17 protein-coding genes, 1 other RNA gene and 6 pseudogenes are annotated in these 20,591 nt (G+C 61.0%); 13 read left to right on the top strand and 11 right to left on the bottom strand.

Features of this window, described 5'->3' with window-relative positions:
- Positions 1–93 precede the first annotated feature (93 nt).
- The 7 genes and pseudogenes from ACZ1HK_RS01095 (at position 94) to ACZ1HK_RS01065 (ending at position 6,223) form a co-directional block, all read left to right on the top strand.
- Positions 94–2,291 (top strand): annotated as a pseudogene (locus ACZ1HK_RS01095) (NADP-dependent isocitrate dehydrogenase).
- A 307-nt stretch (positions 2,292–2,598) separates the two neighbouring features.
- Positions 2,599–3,815: pseudogene (locus ACZ1HK_RS01090) on the top strand (NADP-dependent isocitrate dehydrogenase).
- A gap of 165 nt (positions 3,816–3,980) precedes the next feature.
- Positions 3,981–4,190 carry a hypothetical protein gene (locus ACZ1HK_RS01085; protein WP_472627111.1) on the top strand — a complete coding sequence of 70 codons (210 nt, stop codon included), beginning with the start codon at positions 3,981–3,983 and terminating at the stop codon, positions 4,188–4,190.
- 59 nt (positions 4,191–4,249) lie between these two features.
- Positions 4,250–4,721, top strand: a pseudogene (arsC, locus tag ACZ1HK_RS01080) (arsenate reductase (glutaredoxin)).
- Positions 4,718–5,011, top strand: coding sequence for an SDR family NAD(P)-dependent oxidoreductase (locus ACZ1HK_RS01075; RefSeq protein ID WP_472627110.1), 294 nt, complete (start codon positions 4,718–4,720; stop codon positions 5,009–5,011). The pseudogene arsC and the gene ACZ1HK_RS01075 overlap by 4 nt, the downstream one beginning before the upstream one ends.
- Positions 4,917–5,474, top strand: a complete 558-nt coding sequence (locus ACZ1HK_RS01070) for an SDR family NAD(P)-dependent oxidoreductase (RefSeq protein WP_472627860.1) — start codon at positions 4,917–4,919, stop codon at positions 5,472–5,474. Before ACZ1HK_RS01075 ends, ACZ1HK_RS01070 begins: the two co-directional genes overlap by 95 nt.
- A gap of 128 nt (positions 5,475–5,602) precedes the next feature.
- Positions 5,603–6,223, top strand: coding sequence for a YitT family protein (locus ACZ1HK_RS01065; RefSeq protein WP_472627109.1), 621 nt, complete (start codon positions 5,603–5,605; stop codon positions 6,221–6,223).
- A gap of 410 nt (positions 6,224–6,633) precedes the next feature.
- Here the strand turns inward: ACZ1HK_RS01065 and ACZ1HK_RS01060 are convergent, their stop codons facing one another.
- Positions 6,634–7,428 (bottom strand): class II glutamine amidotransferase, encoded by a 795-nt coding sequence (locus ACZ1HK_RS01060; RefSeq protein WP_472627108.1) that lies wholly within the window; start codon positions 7,426–7,428, stop codon positions 6,634–6,636.
- Between the two features lies 1 nt (position 7,429).
- Positions 7,430–7,636, bottom strand: coding sequence for a DUF6356 family protein (locus tag ACZ1HK_RS01055; RefSeq protein ID WP_472627107.1), 207 nt, complete (start codon positions 7,634–7,636; stop codon positions 7,430–7,432).
- 118 nt (positions 7,637–7,754) lie between these two features.
- Here ACZ1HK_RS01055 and ACZ1HK_RS01050 point away from each other — a divergent pair, with 118 nt between their 5' ends.
- Positions 7,755–8,213, top strand: a complete 459-nt coding sequence (locus ACZ1HK_RS01050) for an Lrp/AsnC family transcriptional regulator (protein ID WP_472627106.1) — start codon at positions 7,755–7,757, stop codon at positions 8,211–8,213.
- 83 nt (positions 8,214–8,296) lie between these two features.
- Here the strand turns inward: ACZ1HK_RS01050 and acuI are convergent.
- A pseudogene (gene acuI / locus ACZ1HK_RS01045) lies at positions 8,297–9,288 on the bottom strand (acrylyl-CoA reductase (NADPH)).
- 45 nt (positions 9,289–9,333) lie between these two features.
- Positions 9,334–10,438 (bottom strand): annotated as a pseudogene (locus tag ACZ1HK_RS01040) (dimethylsulfoniopropionate demethylase).
- Between the two features lie 156 nt (positions 10,439–10,594).
- Here ACZ1HK_RS01040 and ACZ1HK_RS01035 point away from each other — a divergent pair.
- Positions 10,595–10,990, top strand: a complete 396-nt coding sequence (locus ACZ1HK_RS01035; protein ID WP_472627105.1) for a hypothetical protein — start codon at positions 10,595–10,597, stop codon at positions 10,988–10,990.
- Here ACZ1HK_RS01035 and ACZ1HK_RS01030 read toward each other — a convergent pair.
- From ACZ1HK_RS01030 to ACZ1HK_RS01020, 3 genes and pseudogenes are all read right to left on the bottom strand, one after another.
- Positions 10,987–11,502 carry a DinB family protein gene (locus tag ACZ1HK_RS01030; RefSeq protein ID WP_472627104.1) on the bottom strand — a complete coding sequence of 172 codons (516 nt, stop codon included), beginning with the start codon at positions 11,500–11,502 and terminating at the stop codon, positions 10,987–10,989. The genes ACZ1HK_RS01035 and ACZ1HK_RS01030 overlap by 4 nt on opposite strands.
- A pseudogene (locus tag ACZ1HK_RS01025) lies at positions 11,502–12,214 on the bottom strand (DUF1326 domain-containing protein). The gene ACZ1HK_RS01030 and the pseudogene ACZ1HK_RS01025 overlap by 1 nt, the downstream one beginning before the upstream one ends.
- Positions 12,215–12,225: 11 nt before the next feature.
- Positions 12,226–13,110, bottom strand: coding sequence for a DUF2182 domain-containing protein (locus ACZ1HK_RS01020; protein WP_472627103.1), 885 nt, complete (start codon positions 13,108–13,110; stop codon positions 12,226–12,228).
- Positions 13,111–13,175: 65 nt separating this feature from the next.
- Here ACZ1HK_RS01020 and ACZ1HK_RS01015 point away from each other — a divergent pair, with 65 nt between their 5' ends.
- Positions 13,176–13,919: a FadR/GntR family transcriptional regulator gene (locus ACZ1HK_RS01015; protein WP_472627102.1), complete on the top strand. Its 744-nt coding sequence runs from the start codon at positions 13,176–13,178 to the stop codon at positions 13,917–13,919.
- Between the two features lie 10 nt (positions 13,920–13,929).
- Here the strand turns inward: ACZ1HK_RS01015 and ACZ1HK_RS01010 are convergent, their stop codons facing one another.
- Both ACZ1HK_RS01010 and ACZ1HK_RS01005 read right to left on the bottom strand, forming a co-directional pair.
- Complete coding sequence (locus ACZ1HK_RS01010; RefSeq protein WP_472627101.1) at positions 13,930–14,514, bottom strand: hypothetical protein; 585 nt, start codon at positions 14,512–14,514, stop codon at positions 13,930–13,932.
- A gap of 146 nt (positions 14,515–14,660) precedes the next feature.
- Positions 14,661–15,512, bottom strand: a complete 852-nt coding sequence (locus ACZ1HK_RS01005) for a hypothetical protein (RefSeq protein ID WP_472627100.1) — start codon at positions 15,510–15,512, stop codon at positions 14,661–14,663.
- A gap of 241 nt (positions 15,513–15,753) precedes the next feature.
- Here ACZ1HK_RS01005 and ACZ1HK_RS01000 point away from each other — a divergent pair, with 241 nt between their 5' ends.
- Positions 15,754–16,788 carry an extracellular solute-binding protein gene (locus ACZ1HK_RS01000; RefSeq protein ID WP_472627099.1) on the top strand — a complete coding sequence of 345 codons (1,035 nt, stop codon included), beginning with the start codon at positions 15,754–15,756 and terminating at the stop codon, positions 16,786–16,788.
- A gap of 366 nt (positions 16,789–17,154) precedes the next feature.
- On the opposite strand, the gene ACZ1HK_RS00995 is transcribed toward ACZ1HK_RS01000, so the two are convergent.
- On the bottom strand, positions 17,155–17,712 hold the full coding sequence (locus tag ACZ1HK_RS00995; protein ID WP_472627098.1) for a protein-tyrosine phosphatase family protein: 558 nt from the start codon (positions 17,710–17,712) through the stop codon (positions 17,155–17,157).
- Positions 17,713–17,789: 77 nt separating this feature from the next.
- Here ACZ1HK_RS00995 and ACZ1HK_RS00990 point away from each other — a divergent pair, with 77 nt between their 5' ends.
- Both ACZ1HK_RS00990 and ssrA read left to right on the top strand, forming a co-directional pair.
- A complete protein-coding gene (locus tag ACZ1HK_RS00990; RefSeq protein ID WP_472627097.1) occupies positions 17,790–18,404 on the top strand; it encodes a GntR family transcriptional regulator in 615 nt (204 codons plus the stop codon).
- Positions 18,397–18,751, top strand: a transfer-messenger RNA (tmRNA) gene (gene ssrA, locus ACZ1HK_RS00985). The genes ACZ1HK_RS00990 and ssrA overlap by 8 nt, the downstream gene beginning before the upstream one ends.
- A 76-nt stretch (positions 18,752–18,827) precedes the next feature.
- Here ssrA and ACZ1HK_RS00980 read toward each other — a convergent pair.
- A complete protein-coding gene (locus ACZ1HK_RS00980; RefSeq protein ID WP_472627096.1) occupies positions 18,828–20,402 on the bottom strand; it encodes a Hint domain-containing protein in 1,575 nt (524 codons plus the stop codon).
- Between the last annotated feature and the right edge of the window lie 189 nt (positions 20,403–20,591).

The following is a 20,591-nucleotide window of genomic DNA, read 5'->3' as shown; positions in this document are numbered from 1 at the left end:
GCGGTATACAATCGTATACCCCCTTCCCTGCGCGCGCCACCTCCGCTAGAAGCGCCTCAAATTCTCCCACCCCCGGACCGGAGGGCACGCGCCATGACGAACCCCGACATCATCTACACCAAGGTTGACGAAGCGCCCGAGCTGGCCTCGGCCTCGCTCCTGCCGATCATCCAGCGTTTCGCCTCAGCCGCGGGCATCACCGTCGGCACCAAGGACATCAGCCTCGCGGGCCGCATCCTCGCCACCTTCCCCGAGCACCTGACGCCCGATCAGCGCATCCCCGATGATCTCGCCGCCCTGGGTGAGCTGGTGAAAACGCCCGACGCCAACGTCATCAAACTGCCCAACATCTCCGCCTCCGTCCCGCAGCTTGTCGCCGCGATTGAGGAGCTTCAGGCCAAAGGCTACGCCCTGCCCGACTACCCCGAGGCCCCTTCGACCGACGAAGAAAAAGCCATCCGCGCCAAGTATGACGGCATCAAAGGCTCTGCCGTGAACCCGGTCCTGCGCGAAGGCAATTCCGACCGCCGCGCCGCCGCCGCCGTGAAATCCTACGCCCAGAACAACCCGCACCGCATGGGCGAATGGAGCGCTGACAGCAAAACCCGTGTCGCTTCGATGTCGGGCGGTGATTTTCGCTCGAACGAGGTTTCCTCGACCCTGCCCAGATGCCACCGGCGCCAAGATCGTCCTGGAAACCGCCATCCGGCACTACGACCCTGAAAGACGGCCTCTCCTACCCCGCCGGCACCGTCGTCGACGCGACGTACATGTCCGCCGCCGCCCTCGATGCCTTCCTCGCCGAGGAAATCGAGAAGACCAAGGCCGAGGGTGTCCTCTTCTCGCTGCACATGAAGGCCACCATGATGAAGGTCTCTGACCCCATCATCTTCGGCCACGCCGTCAAAACCTTCCTCGCCCCCGTCTTCGACCAGTTCGGCGATGAGATGGCCAAGCACGGAGTGAACCCCAATTCCGGCCTCGGCGATTTGCTGGAGCGTGTGAACGGCCATTCCGAAATCATGTCCGCCATCGACGCCACCATGGCCGACCGCCCGCCGATGTACATGGTCGACAGCGACCGGGGCATCACCAACCTGCACGTCCCCTCCGACGTCATCATCGACGCCTCCATGCCCGCCCTGATCCGCGCAGGCGGCAAGGGCTGGGGCCCCGACGGCAAAGAAGCCGACGCCGTCTGCGTCATCCCCGACAACAGCTACGCGCCCGTCTACGACGAGAGCATCAACTTCTTCAAAGCCAACGGCGCGCTGAACCCCGCCACCGCGGGCACCGTCCAGAACCTCGGCCTGATGGCCCAGAAGGCCGAAGAATACGGCTCCCACCCCACAACCTTCGAGATCGCGGAGGCCGGCACCGTCAAGATGATCCTCGATGACGGCACGGTTCTGCACAGCCACGACGTGCAGCCGGGTGACATCTGGCGCTCCGCATCGGCCCGCAAGGCCCCCATCGAAGACTGGGTGCAGCTTGCGATCTCCCGCCAAAAGGCCACCGGCTACCGCTCCATCTTCTGGCTGGACGAGACCCGGGCCCATGACGCGCAGCTGATCGCTTACGTGAAGCCCATCCTCGAAGCCGCTGGCGTTGCTGACAAATTCGAGATCATGGCACCCACGCGAAGCCACCCGCGCCTAGCTTGGAGACCATCACCAAGGGCGAGAACACCATCGCCATCACCGGCAACGTGCTGCGCGACTACCTGACCGACCTCTTCCCGATCCTGGAACTTGCGACCTCCGCCAAGATGCTCTCCATCGTGAAACTGATGCAGGGCGGTGGCTTGTTCGAGACCGGCGCGGGCGGCTCCGCCCCCAAACACGTCCAGCAGCTCCACGCCGAGAACCACCTGCGTTGGGACAGCCTCGGCGAATTCTGCGCCCTGGGCGAGTCGTTCAAGTTCCTCGCGGACGCCAAAGGCAACGCCAAGGCACAGGTCCTCGGCGACGCGGTGGAACAGGCCACCCAAGGCATCCTCGACGACAACCGCTCGCCCGGTCGCAAGGTCGGCCAGCCCGACAACCGCGACAGCCATTACTGGTTTGCCCGCTACTGGGCCGAGGCGCTGGCAGAACGGCCCCGATGCCGATCTCGCCGCTGAATTCGCCCCCATGGCACAGGCGCTCGCTGAAAACGAAGCGACCATCATCGCCGAACTCGACGCTGGCGCAGGCAGTGCAGCCGATACCGGCGGCTACTACATGAACGCAGACGACAAGCTCGCAAACGTCATGCGCCCATCGGCCACGCTCAACAGCATCATCGGCTAACCCGCCCCGAGTCTTGGGGCTGTCAAGGATCGCGCCAGCGACGGCGCCAAGGGCCGCCTGTCCTTGACTGCTCCACGACTCGGGAGCACCCTCGACATGGCGCGTTCAGCGGGCGGACCCGCCCCTGAACCGCCTCTCAGCAAAAAGTCCGTCCTCAACACCCACAGCAAAACCCGCCTCTTGCCTGGATAGCAGATGTGGGTGGGTGGGCCATATGCCATCCCGTCTAGGCCCCACCCCTTGCCTCAAGCCCCCACTCCGCTCTAACCAAAACAACCAGACCGCGACCTACCGGGACCGCCCAGACATGACCAAAATCAAAGTAGACAACCCCATCGTCGAGATGGACGGCGACGAGATGACCCGCATCATGTGGGCCTTCATCAAGGACAAGCTGATCCTGCCCTATCTCGACATCGACCTGCTCTACTATGATCTCGGCATCGAGGCTCGTGACGAAACCGAAGACCAGATCACCATCGACGCCGCCGAGAAAACCAAGGAAATCGGCGTCGCCGTCAAATGCGCCACCATCACGCCGGATGAGGCCCGCGTGGAGGAATTCGGCCTCAAGAAGATGTGGCGTTCGCCCAACGGCACGATCCGCAACATCCTGGGCGGCGTGATCTTCCGCCAACCGATCATCTGCAAAAACGTCCCCCGCCTTGTCCCCGGCTGGACCCAGCCCATTGTCGTGGGCCGCCACGCCTTCGGTGACCAATACAAAGCCACCGACATGAAGTTCCCCGGCCCCGGCACGCTCACGATGAAATTCGTCGGCGAAGACGGGCAACGAGATCGAACATGAGGTCTACAAAGCCGACGGCCCCGGCGTCTTCATGTCGATGTATAACATCGACAAGTCGATCTACGACTTCGCCCGGGCGTCGTTCAACTACGGCCTCAACCTCGGCTGGCCCGTCTACCTGTCGACCAAAAACACTATTCTAAAACAATACGATGGTCGCTTCCTCGAAATCTTCGCTGAGGTCTACGAGGCTGAATTCAAAGAGGCGTTCGAAGAGAAAAAGATCTGGTACGAACACCGCTTGATCGACGACATGGTCGCCTGCGCGATCAAGTGGAACGGCGGTTTCGTCTGGGCCTGCAAGAACTACGATGGCGACGTGCAATCCGACGTCGTGGCCCAAGGCTTCGGCTCGCTCGGCATGATGGCCTCGGTCCTCATGACGCCCTGACGGCAAGATCGTCGAATCCGAGGCCGCCCACGGCACCGTCACCCGCCACTACCGCAATCATCAGGAGGGCAAGGCCACCTCCACCAACTCCATCGCCTCCATCTACGCCTGGACCGGTGGCCTCAAGCACCGCGCCAAACTCGACGACAACGCCAAGCTCATGGAATTCGCCGAGACGCTGGAACGCGTGATCGTGGAAACCGTGGAATCGGGCTTCATGACCAAGGACCTCGCCCTTCTCGTCGGCCCCGATCAGAAGTGGCTGACCACGATGGGCTTCCTTGAGAAGATCGACGAGAACCTCAACAAGGCGCTCGCGGGCTAACCGCAGCGCCACCAGGGGCAAGCTGGGGTATTCCACCACTTGGCGGGCCGTAATGACGGGCATAAGATCCGCCCATGACGGTATCGACCCAAACGCCTCCCACGCCGTTGGCGCATCCTCTTTTGGGGTGCGCTTTCAATCCCCTCGGCGATCGGCCTGTTCTTCATGGGCCTCGTCATCGCGGGCCTTGTCGAAGCAACCCGCCTGGATTGCGGAACGCGCAACGATTGGACTGAGGTCAACTACGTCCCCTGCTCTGACATTGACGAGACAAACCCCATCTTCTTCGCCTTGGGTATGGCCTGGCTGGCCCCCCTGCTCGTCACTCTGTTGATCCTTTGGGCAAAGCGTATCATCAACATCCCGCAATCCTGACACACCGCGCCGGGTCAACTGACACATCCCTGTTACAAACCCCCGCTACGCCACGCCCCATGATCGTCATCCACCACAATCCCGCCTGCGGAACCTCCCGCAATGTCCTCGCCATTATCCGCGCCACCGGGGCAGAGCCTGAGGTGATCGAATACCTCCAGACCGGCTGGACCCGCCCGCAGCTTCTGGCGTCTCTTCGCCGCCGCCGACCTCACCGCGCGAGAGGCCCTGCGCACGCACAAGACCAACGCAGAAGAGCTTGGCCTGACCGCCCCCTCCGTCAGCGATGACGCCCTGCTCGACGCCATGGTCGCGCACCCGATCCTCGTGAACCGCCCCATCGTCTGCACACCGAAAGGTGTCGCCCTCTGCCGTCCATCCCATAAAGTCGAGGCTCTGCTCGACACGCTGCCCGACGGCCCGGTCCACGACGAAAAGGGGAGGTCATCTGGCCCGTCGCCTGAGCAGCCATTGACCTTTCCGCACCCGCGTCCGACCTTGCACACACCGCTGCAAGGACTGCTTCCATGACCCAACCGCAATTCGCAACCTACCCCTCGCTCAAGGGTGCCAGTGTCTTCATCACCGGTGGCGCGTCGGGCATTGGCGAAGGGCTCGTTCGCGCCTTCGCAGATCAAGGCGCCAAGGTGGGCTTCGTCGATATCGACACTGAACGCGGCACCGCGCTCGCCGCTGAGACCTGGCACAACCTTTGCCCCCTGCGATCTGCGCGACATCGACGCCCTGCGCGCGGCCTTCGACACACTCGCCGCCACCAACGGCCCGGCCGAGGTCCTGGTCAACAACGCCGCCCGCGATGACCGACATGACTGGCAGGACGTCACGCCCGACTATTGGGACGAGCGGATGCAAACCAATCTCCGCCACATGTTCTTCGCCATCCAGGCCGCAGCCCCCGGCATGATCGCCGCTGGAAAAGGCTCCATCATCAACATGGGGTCCAATTCATGGTGGGAGGCCGGCGGCGGCTTCCCCGCCTATGCCACGGCCAAAGCTGCCGTCCACGGCCTGACCCGGACCATGGCGCGTGATCTGGGCCGCCACCGCATCCGCGTGAACACCGTGGTCCCGGGCTGGATCATGACCGACCGTCAGAAAGAGCTCTGGGTGACGGACGAGGCGCTGACCGCCCAGACCAACCGCCAATGCCTGCCCGACCCCATCGACCCGATCTACGTCGTGCGCATGGCCCTGTTCCTCGCCTCCGATGATGCGGCGATGTGTTCAGCGAACAATTACATGGTCGAAGCAGGCTCGATCTAGGCGCGCGGGTTGCGACCCTGCCCAAGACTTGAGCAATCGCCGCCAAATTCCATGCACGACGTGCATAGCCGCCTCGCACAGCGCCTCAGGCTATTGATTTGTTCTGACACTCTTTTATGTCAGCAAGCATGACCCAAATTGACCTCAGATCCGAAGGCCATCAACATACCCCGTTCGAGGACGCGCAGGCGCTTATCCTCGGCACAGCATTGTGCGCGCTTGGCATTCACCTGCTGACCCATGCGGGCCTCATCACCGGTCAGGCCGCGGGCCTTGCCGTGTTGGTCAGCTATGTCAGCGGCTGGTCCTTCGGTTGGGTGTTTTTCGTGGTGAACATCCCGTTCTACGCGCTGGCGCTGATGCGCCTCGGCTGGCGCTTCGTGCTCAAGACCGTGATCGGCGTGACGCTTTTGTCGGTGATGGCCGAGCTTGCGCCCCACGTCCTGCGCCTCGACTATATCCACCCTGGCGTCGCCGCCTTCCTGGCAGGCGCCACACTTGGCCTCGGGGTGCTAGCGATCTTCCGGCATGGCGCGTCCCTTGGCGGGATCGGCATCCTTGCCTACTACCTGCAGGAAAAGACGGGCCTGCGTGCGGGCTATGTGCAATTCGGCGTCGACGCCCTGATCTTCGCCGCCGCCTTCGCGCTGCTGGACCCCGTGCTTGTCGGTTGGTCGCTGCTGGGTGCGGCCATGGTCAACGGGATCGTCGCGATCAACCATCGCGGCGATCTGTATGTGGGGCACTAACCCCGCGTTTTTGGCGCTTCTGTGCTACGCTCCGCCAAACACCAACCGAACCGGAGCATACCAACATGGAACCCTTTACGTTCACGCTCGGCGCCAGAGACGAGGAAAACCCGACCGCTCCTTTTTGGCGGCCATTTGGCCCCGGAACGTATCGCGTTCAGGCCATTGAAGGGGAGAGCGATCGAACCGCGTGGAGCACCGGCTCGCCCCCGCGATGGCGAACGCGGTTTGTGGTATGGTCCCCGGCCTTCGCCACACCGCGCGCGGATGGCCTTGTCGTGGACGACAATGGTGGGTTCGATACCCCCGAAGAGGCGATCAAGAATGCAAGGCCAAGGAATTCACCCTCAAACCGGATGGCTATGTCTTCTTCCTGATCAGCGACAGTCCAGGTGACAACAAAGACGGGGTCACGCTGAAGCTTGAAAAGCTGACCTGACCAGTTCCTGCACCTCAACCCTATCCCCCTCAAACACTGCGACATGTCCGGCGGGCAGCTCCGTCCAGCCGCCCTGCCCGATTTCCAGCGGCTCACTCACCACGGCCCATCCTTGCCGTGACGCACTCCACCGATAATAGACCGACGGCGCAATCGCGTCGGAGGACAGGCGCAGAGCGTACAATCTGCGCCCGTCGCTCCACGCCGCTGAGGATCGCAGATGCGGGGCCGTTCCGTGAGTGATCGACAATTCGCGCAAGGCGTCATGCGCAGCAACCATGGCCCCCACCGGGTCCGCGTCCAACCCTGCCTCCAAAGCGTAAAGAAACAGTAACTCGCTGTCCGTGGCGCCCTTTCGATACGGATAAAGCGCATCACTCACGCCCATATCCGCGCGGCGTCGAAACCCGTCAAACCCACCGATCTGGCCGTTGTGCATGAAACTCCACCGCCCATGGGCAAAGGGGTGGCAATTGTTCCGGCTCGTCGCCGCGCCCGTGGACGCGCGCACATGGGCCAGAAACGCGTGGGATTTCACCGTTCGGCAAAGCGCCGCCAAATTCGGATCAGACCATGCCGGATACACATCCCTGTAAAGCCCGGGCTCAGGCCGCTCCGCATACCAGGCCAGCCCGAACCCATCAGCATTGGTCGCGGTCTTGCACTCCGTCGCTTGCCGCGATTGCTCGATCAGGGAATGGCCCGGCGCGCTGACCAAATCTTCGATGAAGATTGGCGCGCCTAGATAGGCCGCCCATCGGCACATCTCACGCGCCCCGATTGTGGGTCTTGGCGTACATCTCGGCAATCATCCGGCTTGCCGTCTTCTCGAACAGACACGGGATTACCGCGTGCACCGCCGCTGCGCCTGCCGCCAGAAACAGCTTGCCCGAAAACCTGCCTGCAAAGGCCGCATGCTGAAGGTAGCTTTCATCCACACTTGCGGGATGCTCAAGGAAGACGCGGTTGATCATGTTGGGATACTCCTGTTCGTGCTTTCGCAAAGACTGTCACGGAACTGTGGGGAAACGCTCCCAAATGTCTGGTGAATTCTCCGTGACGTGTGGAGGATTTCCCGCTAAATGCCCCAACATGATGACACTTGATGAAATCGACCGCCGAATCCTCACCCATCTGCAAGCCCGCGCCGATGAACCGTTGGAGGAACTGGGCCGCCACGTCGGCCTGAGCCGCAATGCCGTCTGGCGCCGCATCAAGGCGCTGGAAGAGCGCGGGGTCATCAAAGGCCGTGTTGCCATCGTGGACCCCACCGCCATCGGCCTCGGCCTGATGGTCTTCATCCAGGTCCGCGCCGCGCACCATTCTGCAGACTGGCTCGATCAGTTCCGCCGCGCCGTGCGCGCTATCCCGGAAATTCTCGGCGTCTACCGGATGACCGGCGATCTGGATTATCTGATCCGCGCCCGCGTCGCCGACATGGCCGATTACGACCGCCTCTATCAGCGGTTGATCGAGCGAGTGGAGATGGGCGACGTCTCCGCCAGTTTCGTGATGGAGGAGCTGAAAGAGGGGCAGGCCCTGCCCCTCTGAAACTCTGACCAAATGGACGCTTTTTCGCGAAAAACTCCGACCAAACGGTCACATATGTGACCAGATGGTCAGGGTTTCGGGTGTCATGCGTTCACGTCAACCACGACGCGGCCCCGCACACCACCCTTCAGGATCGCGCGGCCAAGATCGGGCAGATCGGCCAGCGTCGCGGGCTGAACCATCGCCTCAAGCTTGTCCATCGGCAGGTCCTTGGCGATACGCTGCCAGGCCCGCACTCGGTTGTCGTAGGGCTGCATCACGGAGTCGATGCCAAGCAGGTTAACCCCCGCAACAAAAAGGGAATTACGGTTGCGGGCAGGCCCGCGCCACCGGCCAGGCCGACGGCCGAGATGGAGGCGCCATATTTCATCTGCCCCAGCACACGGGCCAACATGTCGCCGCCCACTGCGTCCACGCACCCGGCCCAAGTCTCTGCTTCCAAAGGTCTTTTCGTGGTTTCGTTCAGCTCCTCACGGGGAACGATCCGGCTTGCACCCAACGATTTCAGGTAATCCGCCTGCTCCGGCCGCCCCGTCACAGCGGCCACCTCATAGCCCAGATTAGCGAGAATTGCAGTCGCGACGGAGCCCACGCCACCGGCGGCACCCGTCACCAAAACCTCACCGTTTCCGGGGGTTAGACCGTGATCTTCAAGCGCCATAACGGCCAGCATGGCGGTAAATCCAGCCGTGCCCACGGCCATTGCCTGACGGCTCGTCAGCCCCTTGGGCAGCGGAACCAACCAATCGCCCTTAACGCGCGCCTTCTGAGCATAGCCGCCCCAGTGCGCCTCACCCACGCGCCAGCCCGTCAGGACAACCTTGTCACCGGCAGAATAGTTCGGGTTATCAGAGGCTTCGACAGTACCGCTAAAGTCGATGCCCGGCACATGCGGGTAGGTCCGTACAAGCCCGCCGCCCGGCCCGATGCACAGGCCATCCTTGTAGTTCACGGTCGAATACTCGACCGCCACAGTCACATCACCGTCGGGCAGCTGATCATCGGTGATCTGGGTGACTGCGGCGCTGGTCTTGCCTTCGTCATTCTTCTCGACCACCAGGGCATTAAAGCTCATCTCATCTCTCCCGTAACTTTAAGAACGTCCAACAGAACGCTGGATTCATTTCCAAAACTCTTCCCGGACTTCAGCATCAAAGCTGCCCTCCGGCGTCTCAAGATGCAGGGGTGTGCCCGCATCCCAGTGGGTCATGCGCACCATGCCGATGGCGACCCCTTCCTTGAAATCGGGGCTCATCGCCGCCGATGTCACCTGTCCCACACGGCGCGAACCGGCCATAAGCGGCCAGGCGCGATCGCAGCTTGGCAAGGACGTCGCGTTGATCGCGATTGGCCGGATTTGCTGCACCGGCCCTTCCATCGACACCCGTAGCAGAGCGTCGCGGCCAATGCACCCAATCGCGGTCGCGGTGTTGCAGAACCGTCCAAGCCCGCATTCATGGGGCGTGTTATCGTCGGTCATGTCATTGCCATAACTCAATAATCCGCCTTCGATCCGCTCGATGTTGTTTGGGCATCCGGCATGTACATCAAGGTCTTTGCCAGCCTCCATCAACGCATTCCAAAGCGGCATGCCGATATCGGAGCCTTCTACGTAAATCTCAAATCCGCCCTGTTTCGAATAGCCAGAGCGCGCAATTGCCATGCTGCGACCCTGAAAATCGAACCAGCCGAAGCGGAAGAATTTCACGTCCCGGATGCTATCGCCAAAGACCCGCGCCATCAGCTCATCGGCCTTGGGGCCCTGTACGGCCAGGGGTGATACGTCGGGTTCATCGACCAGCACATCCAGGCGATAGCCATAGGCTACCCCCTTGACCCACAACAACAAATCGCTGTCCGCGATGGAGATCCACCAGCGATCCTCGCTCAACTTCACGACCACCGGATCGTTCAGCATACCGCCCGTCTCATCGACCACCGGCATGTAATAGCACTGCCCCGGCAGCATGCCGCGCAGGTCGCGCGGGGTCAGCATCTGGATCAGCTTGCTTGCATCGGGCCCGCGCACCTCAACCTGCCGCTCGACGGAGACGTCCCACAGCTGCACCGCATCCTTCAGATGGCGGTAATCCTCCTCGACCGAGCGGAAAACAGTGGGCAATAACATGCGGTTATAGATCGTGTAGGCCTTTACCCCGGCCGACCTCCACACCGTCGGAAAACGGCGTTCTGCGCAACCGGCGGGACGGTGAAATCATTGCCATGGCCGGGTCTCCTTACCTTGGCGAAAATCATTTTGTGTCCTAGGGTTAGGCCATCTCATTGAAGGATTTTTCCATGACACGCGTTTTTGTTGTGGCGCTCGGCGCCCTGTTGATCACCGGCGCTGCCGCCCTGCCCAAACCCAAAGTGCCGAGGCTGTGGCCTCCGCCGTTCTGCACGGCATGCGTGCGCAGGATGCCTCGTTGATGGCGCCCCATTCCAACGCCACCAATGCCGACTTCTTCGCTGAGGCCGCCATTAACCCCGAGACCGCCGAAGAGCTTTGGGACGGCACGCGGGGCGAGGCTGGCGCAACGTGGGACGGCATGATCCTGCCCGCGCGTTACCGCACCTCTCCAGATGGCCTTCCCGTGGCGATCATCCCCTTTGCGATTGAGACCGAAACCGGCGTGGCCGCGCTCAATTCCGGCCAATCGGGCCGCTACATCTCGCTCGTGTTGACGCTTGATACACCCGACGACGACACCTGGGGCGCCGAGGATATCAACTTCATCGACCCGGGTGATTACGCAGGCTACGCCGAGACCCGTTAAACCCATTCCGGCACCTCGTCCGGCATGAACGGCAGGTCCGTGTCGACCGTCTTGACGCCAAGCGCGGTCAGCGCCGCATGCACCTGACCGCGATGGTGCGTCTGGTGATTGAACAGCTGCATGGCACACAACGTTCGCGGCATGGTCATCTGACGCCCCACGCCTTGCGAGTACCAGCTCAGATCACCCTCGAAATCGCTGTTATCCGTGCCCCAGGCCCAAGCCGCGATGCGCGCGTCCAGCTTGGGCCGTTCCGCCATCATCGTGGGCCAGTCATAGGCATCCGCAGTGTCGGTCAACGGCGCCTCAGGCCCCTCGCCCCCGTCAAAGCGCGAGATCCAGATCATGTCGCCCCAGAAGGAATGGCTCAGAGTGCCCTGGATCGAACGCCAGAACAGCCCGCGATCCTCGGTGCGCTGTGCGTCCGACAACTCATTACAGGCCTGAAACATCCACTGGTTCTGCCAGGCGTTGTATCGCGCCATGGTCCGCGCGTAGGCGGGGCCGACCATTACTTGCCGCCCGCCGAACCGCCCCATTCGATGGGACAGATTTCCGCCGACTTGCCTGAGAAATCCCACATCTTGCCGAAGTCGCGCACCTTCGATTTCAGGCCGCGCGCGGCGATGATGTCTGGGCCCATCCAGTACTTGGAGTTCGTGATCATCACCGGATGATCGGGCGACGCGCCGTCAATCATTTCGATCTCGCCCTGGATCTTCTTGCCGACGAACAGCCCACGCTTCTTGCCGTCGCGCGTGATCTCGACCTTCTCGCGCTCCGCCGAAACGATGTCGGACACCAGAAGCGTGAACAGCCCCGTGGTCCCGCCCGCAGCGCCCGAGAAGATCTCCAGCAGCCCTTGATAGGCCTTCCCGCTGGCGCGCTCATCGACATAGGCCGCGACCTGCCATCCGCCTTCGGCCATCTTGCCGGGGATATAGACCATCAGGCCCACGTTCAGCCCGCTCAGGTCTTCGCCCTCGAAATGACCCTCGTCGATGGCAATGCCCATCCAGGCCTTACAATCGCCGTCCGTCGGATCGTGTTTCCCAAGCGAGACTACGCAAGGACAGAACACGGTGCAGGAGCAATTCAGGATCAGCTCCCCTTGATCGCCCAATCGCGCGGCTTCAACTGCCGCCGCTTGGGGTTGTCCATCCGCTGGTCGATCCGCTGGCTGACCGGCAACCGGTCCGCGTCGGGGCGTTTCTTTACGGCCATATCTCTCTCCCTCAAGCGATGAACGGATAGCCGAGCACAGCCAAACCGCCCAAAATCAGCGCCACTCCCAGTGGCTTGGTCACATAATGCCCCACCTGGGGCAGCTTTTCGATCACCATGAACAGCGTGGCGAGGCCCATCCAGAGCAGGCTCATCATGCCGCCCACAAAGCCGAGCGCCATGAAGCCCCAGCAGCAGCCCGCGCAGAACGCGCCAAGGCCCATTCCCATCCGCACACCACCCGCGAAGCCGGTCTTCCAATGGCCCAGGAAATAATTCATCGGCGCATGGCACACGCCATGGCAGACCTCTTTCGCGCGGGTGAACTGGAACGCGCCGACCACGATCAGCAGCGCGCCCGAGACCCACAAGGCGTTCGGCACACCCATCATGTCGATAATCCCGGCGCGCAGAAGCCCGATCTGGACCATGGCAAAAATTGCGGCGACCCCGATCCAGACGATGGAATAGCCGCCCAACACGCCCAACCACCCGGCCCGCGTGCCATCGGCGGAGGTCATTAGACGTTCGTAGTTCACCAAGGTTGGCACGAGCGTCGGCAACATCATCGCCGCCATCATGATCGACCACATGCCAAAGAGCGGACCGAAGCGGGTCATGGCAGACATATCCATGCCGCCCATCTCCATCTCGTCCATCGCCATGTCATCGTCCATGGCCATCGGCATCGCCGTCTCGTCATCTGACGGCGTGTCGCCATCCATGGCCATAACGCCCATGTCCATCGGCTCGGACATCTCCATGTCCATACCCATGGACATGCGCCCGAGCCAATCCAGCCCCATTCCGCTTGCCATTTGATACAGCACAACCCACGCCACCAGAATGCCGCCAAAGAAGCCAAGCCACAGCGTGTTGCGGATTACGTGCGTCACCGGCCACTCCCTAAACGGTGATTCTGCTTGCCGAACGTGATGTCAGACATTTAAATGTCTGACAAATGAAAATCGACCCAAACAGCTCCGCCGATCTTTCGGCGCAGATTGCCGCCGCGATCCGCGATGCCATTGTCTCGGGCAAGCTGATCGTCGACGAACGGCTACCGTCCGAATCCGAGCTTGCCGACCAGTTCGAGGTCTCGCGCTCCACCGTGCGCGAGGCGCTCAAACGCCTTGCCGCGCAATCCCTGATCCGCACGCAGCGCGGGGCATTCGGCGGCGCTTTCGTGAACCGCCTCAGCTATGAAGATGCCTATCGCGGCCACATCACCACATCGACGCTGCTACTGGGCATGAACAATGTCAGCTTCGACACGGCCTGCGAAGCGCGCTTTGCGCTGGAACGTGCCTGCGCACGCCTGTCGGCCGCACGCCGCGATGCCGACCACCTGGCAACCATGCGTGCCGAGATCGTGCGACAAGCGCAGCCGGGCCTTTCTGATGAAGCCTTCTGCGCCTCAGACGTCGCCTTTCACCGCGCGCTGGTTGATGGCGCGGGCAATCCGGTCATGTCTTACCAACTTGCCGGCGCGGTTGAGGCGATGCAGCCGCTGATGAACATGATCACCTTCACTGCCCGCGACCGGGCCGAGATTGTGCGCCTGCACGAACAAATCGCGGACGCGGCGGATGCGGGCGACGGTGAAGCCGTTATCACGGCCTTGTCGGAGCTTGAGGCCTATACCAAAGCGTTGGCTCAATCGGTCTTCGATGCCCGTGCAAAGGCCGCCGACACACAAACGTAGCCAACCGTCACTATTTCAGTGTCGCGCGAAGTTCACGTAACCTCTGAAGGTTGTGCAACGGCAAAGGATACCCCCACGCCCCATGATATCCCGCGGTCCCGAACCGTGCCTCTGCCTCGTGGGAAAGCCAAAGAACATCGTCCATGAGGTGCTTCAAGGCAATGGGCCGTGCCGTCCCGAAATCCTGCCATGGAAGGCTTTCATCCCAGACCACATGGTCTCCCTCATCGCGATACGGGTACCATTCGCGGATGCGCAAAACGATCTGGTCTGCACCGCTTGCTTCTTTGACAAACCGGAACTCTGCCCGCGTCGGCTCCATGTCTGCAAAAGCCGTGGCGTCCTTCGACCCTTCGGCCAAGGCGATCAACGCCTCAACGATCTGGGCGAATGAGTCTTCCACATAAGAGACATAGCCATGCCAAACAGCCGTCTCATCCAGGGGATCATCGGCACCTTTCGGGTCAAGACGAATGATCAGGTCGGCCCATCCATGGGTTTGGCTATCGGGCCAGAACATCAGGATCGTGCGGTCCCCATTGGCGTAGTCCGGCACCGGCTTTGCAACGAGGGGCCGTTTGTCGCGCGGCGGCAATCCCGCTTTTTCGGCGGCTTCCGGGTTCTGATAAAATCTAGGAATTTCATTTCAATTGGTGGGGCAGGACCAGATGCACTTCGTCAAAGCTACCGCCCTCGCAAGGGTCATTGCAACAACACGGCAGGCTCAAGCGGCGCATCATCTCAAAGCGCTTCGTCAGGCACAGCGCGGTAGATCCGCGTCAGAACGGCGGTGCCTACAAGCATTGTGACAATGTCGACGAGCGCGAAGCCCACCCGCATGATCACCTCGCGCCCGGTGGAATAGTCCTGATCCAGCGCGACCAGCACGCCGAACGAGGCGGCGTACAGAATGATCGAGGCGAACGTCGCCCATAAGCTCGCCCCGAACACCGCACCTGCAACCCCGCGCGTGGCGCGCCACGAGGCGCGCATGCCAATTCCCTGCCCATCCAGAATGGCAACCGATGGCAGGCCGATGCCCATGCGGAACAGCAGGAGGATCGAGCTGAAAATGATCAGGAAGACAAAACCAACTGCCAGTGCCAGAAGGCCAGCTGATAGGCTCGTTGGATCAAAGATGTCATCCTGCAAAGTCATCACCACAACGTCCTGCAGCGCCTGATCAACGAGTGCCGACAGCAACAGCGCAGGTAGCCCGAAGAAGAACAGCAACATCAACCCGATGATGATCCCGATCACGACCCAGGCCAGCATGTATTTAAGGATGATCATCAACCGCATTTGCGGCAAAAAACTGGGCGCCTCTTTCAAGACAACGAACCGATGCCAGGACGCGGCAACCGTGCCGAGCATCACCAGGAACATGAGGTTCACGTACCATTCACTGGGCACGGGGCTCCGTGCATTAACATCGTACAGCACCCAATGGGCGTAGACGCGCCCGGCAAGGATGTGGAGCGCGATGTAAAGGGCGAACCAAGGTCCGCCGATCCTGAGGACGGCACCAAAGTTGTTCAGAAGGTCGCCGATCGCTCCGAAAAAGAGCGATGTGGCTGTGATGCGTGTGTCCATGTCGTCCCTGTGTTTTGCGTGGCTCATCCTCGCATTGCGTTCTGCCTCGTCAAGCTAAACCAGAACTGTTGGCACGTCGAAACCTCAATGAGGTACACCTCTTTTTGTATGTTTGTCAGCACTTTAACCCCCGGTTTCAACCTTGCAACCACGCGGTCAAATCCACTGGACCGCAGCGCGCCTGCGCCCTAAACTCTCCGGCAGTCTGATCGTAACGAGACGCCAACAGGGACCATAAAACATGACCAAGACCACGCTGCTCGCCTCCGCCGCGACGCTCGCCCTTTCGGGCGCGGCCTCTGCCGAAGGCCTCACCGTTTTTGACTATTCCGGGTTCGAGGATCCGAGCTTCCACCAGCCATTCATCGATGCCCACGGCGCGCCGGAATTCGTGTTCTTCGGCGATGAAGACGAAGCGTTTCAGCGCCTTTTGGCAGGCTTCCAATCCGACGTGACGCATATCTGCGCAGGCTCCGTCCCACGCTGGCAGGCGTCGGGCATTATCGAGGCATGGGATCAGGACCAGATCGCGGCGTTTGAGACGCTGAATGCGGATCTTGTGGGCCAAGATGTGCTGGCGGGCAGTGAAGAGCTGTTCTTCCTACCGACTGACTATGGCTCCACTGCGGTGGCCTACAACGCCGATGAGCTGTCGGCTGAGGATGTCGCGAGCTTGGAGATCTTCAACAACCCCGCCTATGCCGGTCGTCTGTCGATCCCCGACAATGTGGATGACGCCTACGCGCTGGCATACCTCGCCACCGGCGTGACCGACTGGGCAAACGTCACGGATGAACAGTTCGAGGCCGCGACCGATTGGCTGCGTGGCATTCACCAGAACCTGCGCACCTATTGGACTGACCCGGCCGAGATCAGCCAGTTGATCGGCTCGGGCGAGGTTTTGGCAGCATGGGTCTGGAACGAGGTACCCGTCGCCATGGCGGAAGAAGGCTTCAACGTCGGCTTCGCCCGCAACACGACCGAGGGCACGTCCGTCTGGCTCTGCGGTTATGTGAACATGGTTGAAGCCCCCGGCGAAGAGGCCTTGGCGTATGATTATGTGAACGCCGTGCTCAGCGATGCCTCCGCGGGCCCGCTTCTGGGCAATGGCTTTGGATCGGCCAACGACGCGGCCCTGCAAGCCTTGGGCGCCGAGGCAATGGAGGCCGCTGGTCTTGGCGAAGTGACCGTGCCTGTGCTGGCGCAGCTGCCGATCTCGAACGAGCAGCGGGAGCGTCAGGCCGAAGCGTTTGAGCGGATCAAAGCAGGCTTCTGATCCCCTACCACAATCCACGAAACCAAGCGCGCCCACATTGCCGGGCGCGTTTCTTTTGAGCCAATGTTCAGAAAAGAAAAAACGCGATCGGGGGTGAGCCCGTCGCGTTCTAGGTGACCTTACGGTCCTGCCGCCACTCAGTCGGACGGTGTATATTTTGTCCTTTGCAGCCGCAGCCGCGACACGGGTAAGTCGACCGCGGCTGCAAAGGTGAAGTTTGCGAAGTGACCTCCGGATTGCTCCGGGCACGCTTCAATCGCCTCGCTCCCTTTCACCTACCTGTATACATGTTCACACAGCTGTATACAAGTTGGTTTTGAGACCAATTAGATCAAAAATGGAGCAAAACAGCCAATTGACGCAACGTCATCCGGCGCGGCGCAACCATTCTTCTTGCTCATCACTTTCGATGGCTTCCGCAAAATGACTGCGGACCAGGGCAATCGCGGTATCGACGGTCATACCGCCTTCCATCAGGACCCGGGCAGCCATCAATCCGCTGCGCCCTGCCCCGTATTGGCAGGCAAAGGCACTGGTTTCGTTGCGCGACAACGCAGCGGCACGGTGTGAGCGGTTCTTGTCCCAGTCATTGCTTTGCGCATCGGTGGGCACGGAATAGTCCACGATCGGAAAGTGGGTGATCGAAAGGCCCACCTCATTTGCGATGTCGATGAGCGACGGAATGAACTCCGCGTCCAGCTCGTCCGCTTCTACCAACAGAGTGAGAGTTGTCGCCCCAAGCTCGCGCAGGCCCTGCAATGTCTCGCGGCAGGCCTCTGGCAGGAACAGGGCTGATCCGTCGATGCTCGTCTCGAGGCCTGGGAACCCGGCCATGGCGATCGCCCCACCCGCAGGGTGCGGGATGACCGCACGGATCGAGCCCGGCAGGACCGGATCAGTGTCGTGGCGTTTTGGAAGAGACATGCGTTGGCTTTCAAGTAATGCTGTATACAGATATACTTGCCCCCAACACTTTGCAAACACAGGTTGCCCGCGTCCAAATGGCCAAAAACAATGCAGAAACAATCGCCAATGCGCTGCGCAAGCGCATTTGCCTGGAGGCGCCGACAGCCAGCCCGGTCTTGCACGAACAGGCACTGGCTCAGGAATTCGGCGTCTCGCGCACACCCGTCCGTCAGGCCCTGCAGGGTTTGGCTTATGAGCGCTTGGTTGAAGTCCGCTCCGGTGTTGGAACCGTCGTTTCGCCGTTAAAGGCGGAAGATCGACAGCGAGATATCGACCTTGCCTTCGCGCTTTTGAAAGTGGCGGCGGACATCGAAGGGGATCGTCCACTTTCGGTTGAAGCCAATGCCTATATCGTCGCGTTGGAGCGTCAGGTCAGCGCCGCGAAAGAAATGAACCTTGAGACCAATTTCGCGATCCGATCGACAACGCTGAGTATCATTACCGGCGAAATGTCGAGCGATATTCTGGCCAACGCGCTCAAGGCTGCCCTGTGGCGGTTGTTCCGCTGGCGCATGGCGGAGGCGGCGGAAACCGGCTCTGGCATCGATAGCCGCTTGCCCGAAGTGATGTCGCGCATGGCCGATGCGACACGTATCGGTACCGTTCGCGCCCTTCTGGAAGCCCAATCCTTGCCGAGCGACGAAGGTTGAACCGGCGCGTGACCATCCGTATATGTAAAGCGTCCTCTCGGGGACTATGGACATAAACGCGCTCGTAATAAGCGGATCGGACCCGGGGCGGTACCCGGCGGCTCCACCAACATATCCTTCATTTGGGGATGGTACGGGGCCGAAATAGGATCGACGAACGTCTAAAGGGGTTAGCTTTGTCTCGGCGGGGTGCCACCGTATCGGCCCGACAAGTACAATTGCAAATGACAATCGTGCTCCGGCAATGGCTCTCGCAGCGTAAGCTGTCCTGAGTCGCCGACTTTAAGCCCAGTTCTCTAGCCAGAGCTGGCGGGGTTCGCAGGCACCTGGCAACAGAAGCCTGCATTTTCCACCTTGTTCGCCGCGATCTGCCCCTCCTTCAAAGCTCAGGATCGACCCGTGGCTTGTTGGAGGGACGTCAGATCAAGTGGCGAGTTTCAGGGCCTGCCCATCGCGCCCTTTCAGGCCAATGCGCGCGGCCTGCATGTCGGCCACACCATCTTCAAGCTCAGGGAAAATGGCATAAAGCTCCTGCCGCTGCGGTTCGGTCAGCACCGAAACGGTGTCAGCGGCCGGGTGGAAACTCTCCGTCTCCAGACCTTCGGAATAGATCACTTCGTGTCGGTCAAAGGCGATGTGGAAATACTCCACGCCATCGGCAGTGACATCGTCGGGGCGAATGGTGTTGTCGTTGATCAGCGTAAACGCCGGGGTCAGAACGCCTTCAGGGCTGCCAAACAACATCTCGGCCCGCCAATCGCGGACCAACACGCGGTGTTGGCGGGAGACGCAGAGGTCACGCGACGGCACCTGATCGGCGATTGCACCAGCGCTGATCCGAACCGGGCGCAGCTCGGGCCGCGCTGACAGGGCGCTGGCGGGAAGACGGGTCGCGCCGATCCAGCGGATCGGTTGCGCGCCATGGTCCCGGGTGACAATCCGGTCGCCAATCTGAAGATCCTCGACCGCGCGTTCACCTTCCATTGTCAGAATGTGCGTCCCGCGGGTGAAACACACGAACATCGGCAAGGCGAAGCCATCAACGACCAGCGTATCGCCGTTCGGCGTAAAGGTTGCCACAACCTCAACCTCGAGCGTGTCACCCAGTTCGAAATCATATCCAGACACTTCAAAGCAATCGATGCGCAACCCCAGAGGCGTTTCGATGATCGCCGGACTGTCGGCCGGAATTTCAATCGCTGTCTGATCGCCATTTTCGTCGGTGACGATGATCTCGATCTTCTCCAGTTCGGGCAGCGGCGGCGGTGTGGTGATCAGGTCGGTCAACTGGCTCAGATCCGTGATCTGGGTGGCCGAGGTATCGTTGCCATCGCCCGGGGTCGGGTCCGTGTTGTCAAGCAGGTGCAATTGGCTGAGCTGTGCGTTCGCACCGATACCGATTGCTGTTATGTCCGCGTCGAACTCATTCTCCAGCTCTGCCACTTCACTGTTGAAGTTGCCCGCGTTGGACCGGCCATCGGACAGAAACAGGACAAGGTTGTTGTCGTCCGGGCCCACATCGCCGGCGTCACGCCATTCATCCACCACTTCATCGAGGCCCTGCTCGAAGTTGGTTCCACCACCTGAGGTCAGGCCATCAACGGCGCTGTCAAAATCACCCTGCTCATCAAGCGTGAAATTGCCAAGCGTATTGCCGCCGGAATTGTATTCAACCAGAGTGACCGTGACATCCGCAGGGTCGTAACCGGCATCCACAAGCGATTGGAAAACGGCCTTGGCCGCCAGTTTCTGCGCTTCGAGGAACGTATCATTGTTCCCGTCCCCATCGACGTCCGAGCCCGAACTGTTTCGGGTTGACCCGGAGGTGTCGATGACAAGCGCCACGTTGACGTCCTGGCTGGTCGCGCCAGTCGTGATATCGGCGGTGACTTCGAACGTATCGGTGGCGAATGTCGGCAGCTCAGCCGTCAGGCCAACATCGATACCGTTGATCGTACCAGTGTCTGATCCGCTTTGTGTATCCGTTGACGAAACCATGCGCGATCCCCCGTGCGATTGTTTCTGAAATGGAATAAATACCTTAAAAATAACAATAAAGCGCCATTATCCGCGTGGGAAGAGAATTCTGGAACTCAGGTATTTCTTTCAGTCTGCACGATTAAAACTTGTGCGGTGAGTGATCCAACCGAGGTCCTTGCGCGTTTAACGTTCACAAGGGCAAGCAAA

It is taken from the genome of Gymnodinialimonas sp. JB5-7 (assembly GCF_055693405.1).
This window is presented reverse-complemented; position numbering and strand designations above follow the sequence as displayed.

Excerpts from the sequence above, each read along its gene's own strand:
- ACZ1HK_RS01085 (WP_472627111.1), top strand. The coding sequence starts at position 3,981 with ATGGGCCTCGTCATCGCGGGCCTTGTCGAAGCAACCCGCCTGGATTGC.
- ACZ1HK_RS01075 (WP_472627110.1), top strand. The coding sequence starts at position 4,718 with ATGACCCAACCGCAATTCGCAACCTACCCCTCGCTCAAGGGTGCCAGT.
- ACZ1HK_RS01065 (WP_472627109.1), top strand. The coding sequence starts at position 5,603 with ATGACCCAAATTGACCTCAGATCCGAAGGCCATCAACATACCCCGTTC.
- ACZ1HK_RS01060 (WP_472627108.1), bottom strand. The coding sequence starts at position 7,428 with ATGTGCCGATGGGCGGCCTATCTAGGCGCGCCAATCTTCATCGAAGAT.
- ACZ1HK_RS01055 (WP_472627107.1), bottom strand. The coding sequence starts at position 7,636 with ATGATCAACCGCGTCTTCCTTGAGCATCCCGCAAGTGTGGATGAAAGC.
- ACZ1HK_RS01050 (WP_472627106.1), top strand. The coding sequence starts at position 7,755 with ATGATGACACTTGATGAAATCGACCGCCGAATCCTCACCCATCTGCAA.
- ACZ1HK_RS01030 (WP_472627104.1), bottom strand. The coding sequence starts at position 11,502 with ATGGTCGGCCCCGCCTACGCGCGGACCATGGCGCGATACAACGCCTGG.
- ACZ1HK_RS01015 (WP_472627102.1), top strand. The coding sequence starts at position 13,176 with ATGAAAATCGACCCAAACAGCTCCGCCGATCTTTCGGCGCAGATTGCC.
- ACZ1HK_RS01005 (WP_472627100.1), bottom strand. The coding sequence starts at position 15,512 with ATGGACACACGCATCACAGCCACATCGCTCTTTTTCGGAGCGATCGGC.
- ACZ1HK_RS01000 (WP_472627099.1), top strand. The coding sequence starts at position 15,754 with ATGACCAAGACCACGCTGCTCGCCTCCGCCGCGACGCTCGCCCTTTCG.
- ACZ1HK_RS00995 (WP_472627098.1), bottom strand. The coding sequence starts at position 17,712 with ATGTCTCTTCCAAAACGCCACGACACTGATCCGGTCCTGCCGGGCTCG.
- ACZ1HK_RS00990 (WP_472627097.1), top strand. The coding sequence starts at position 17,790 with ATGGCCAAAAACAATGCAGAAACAATCGCCAATGCGCTGCGCAAGCGC.
- ACZ1HK_RS00980 (WP_472627096.1), bottom strand. The coding sequence starts at position 20,402 with ATGGTTTCGTCAACGGATACACAAAGCGGATCAGACACTGGTACGATC.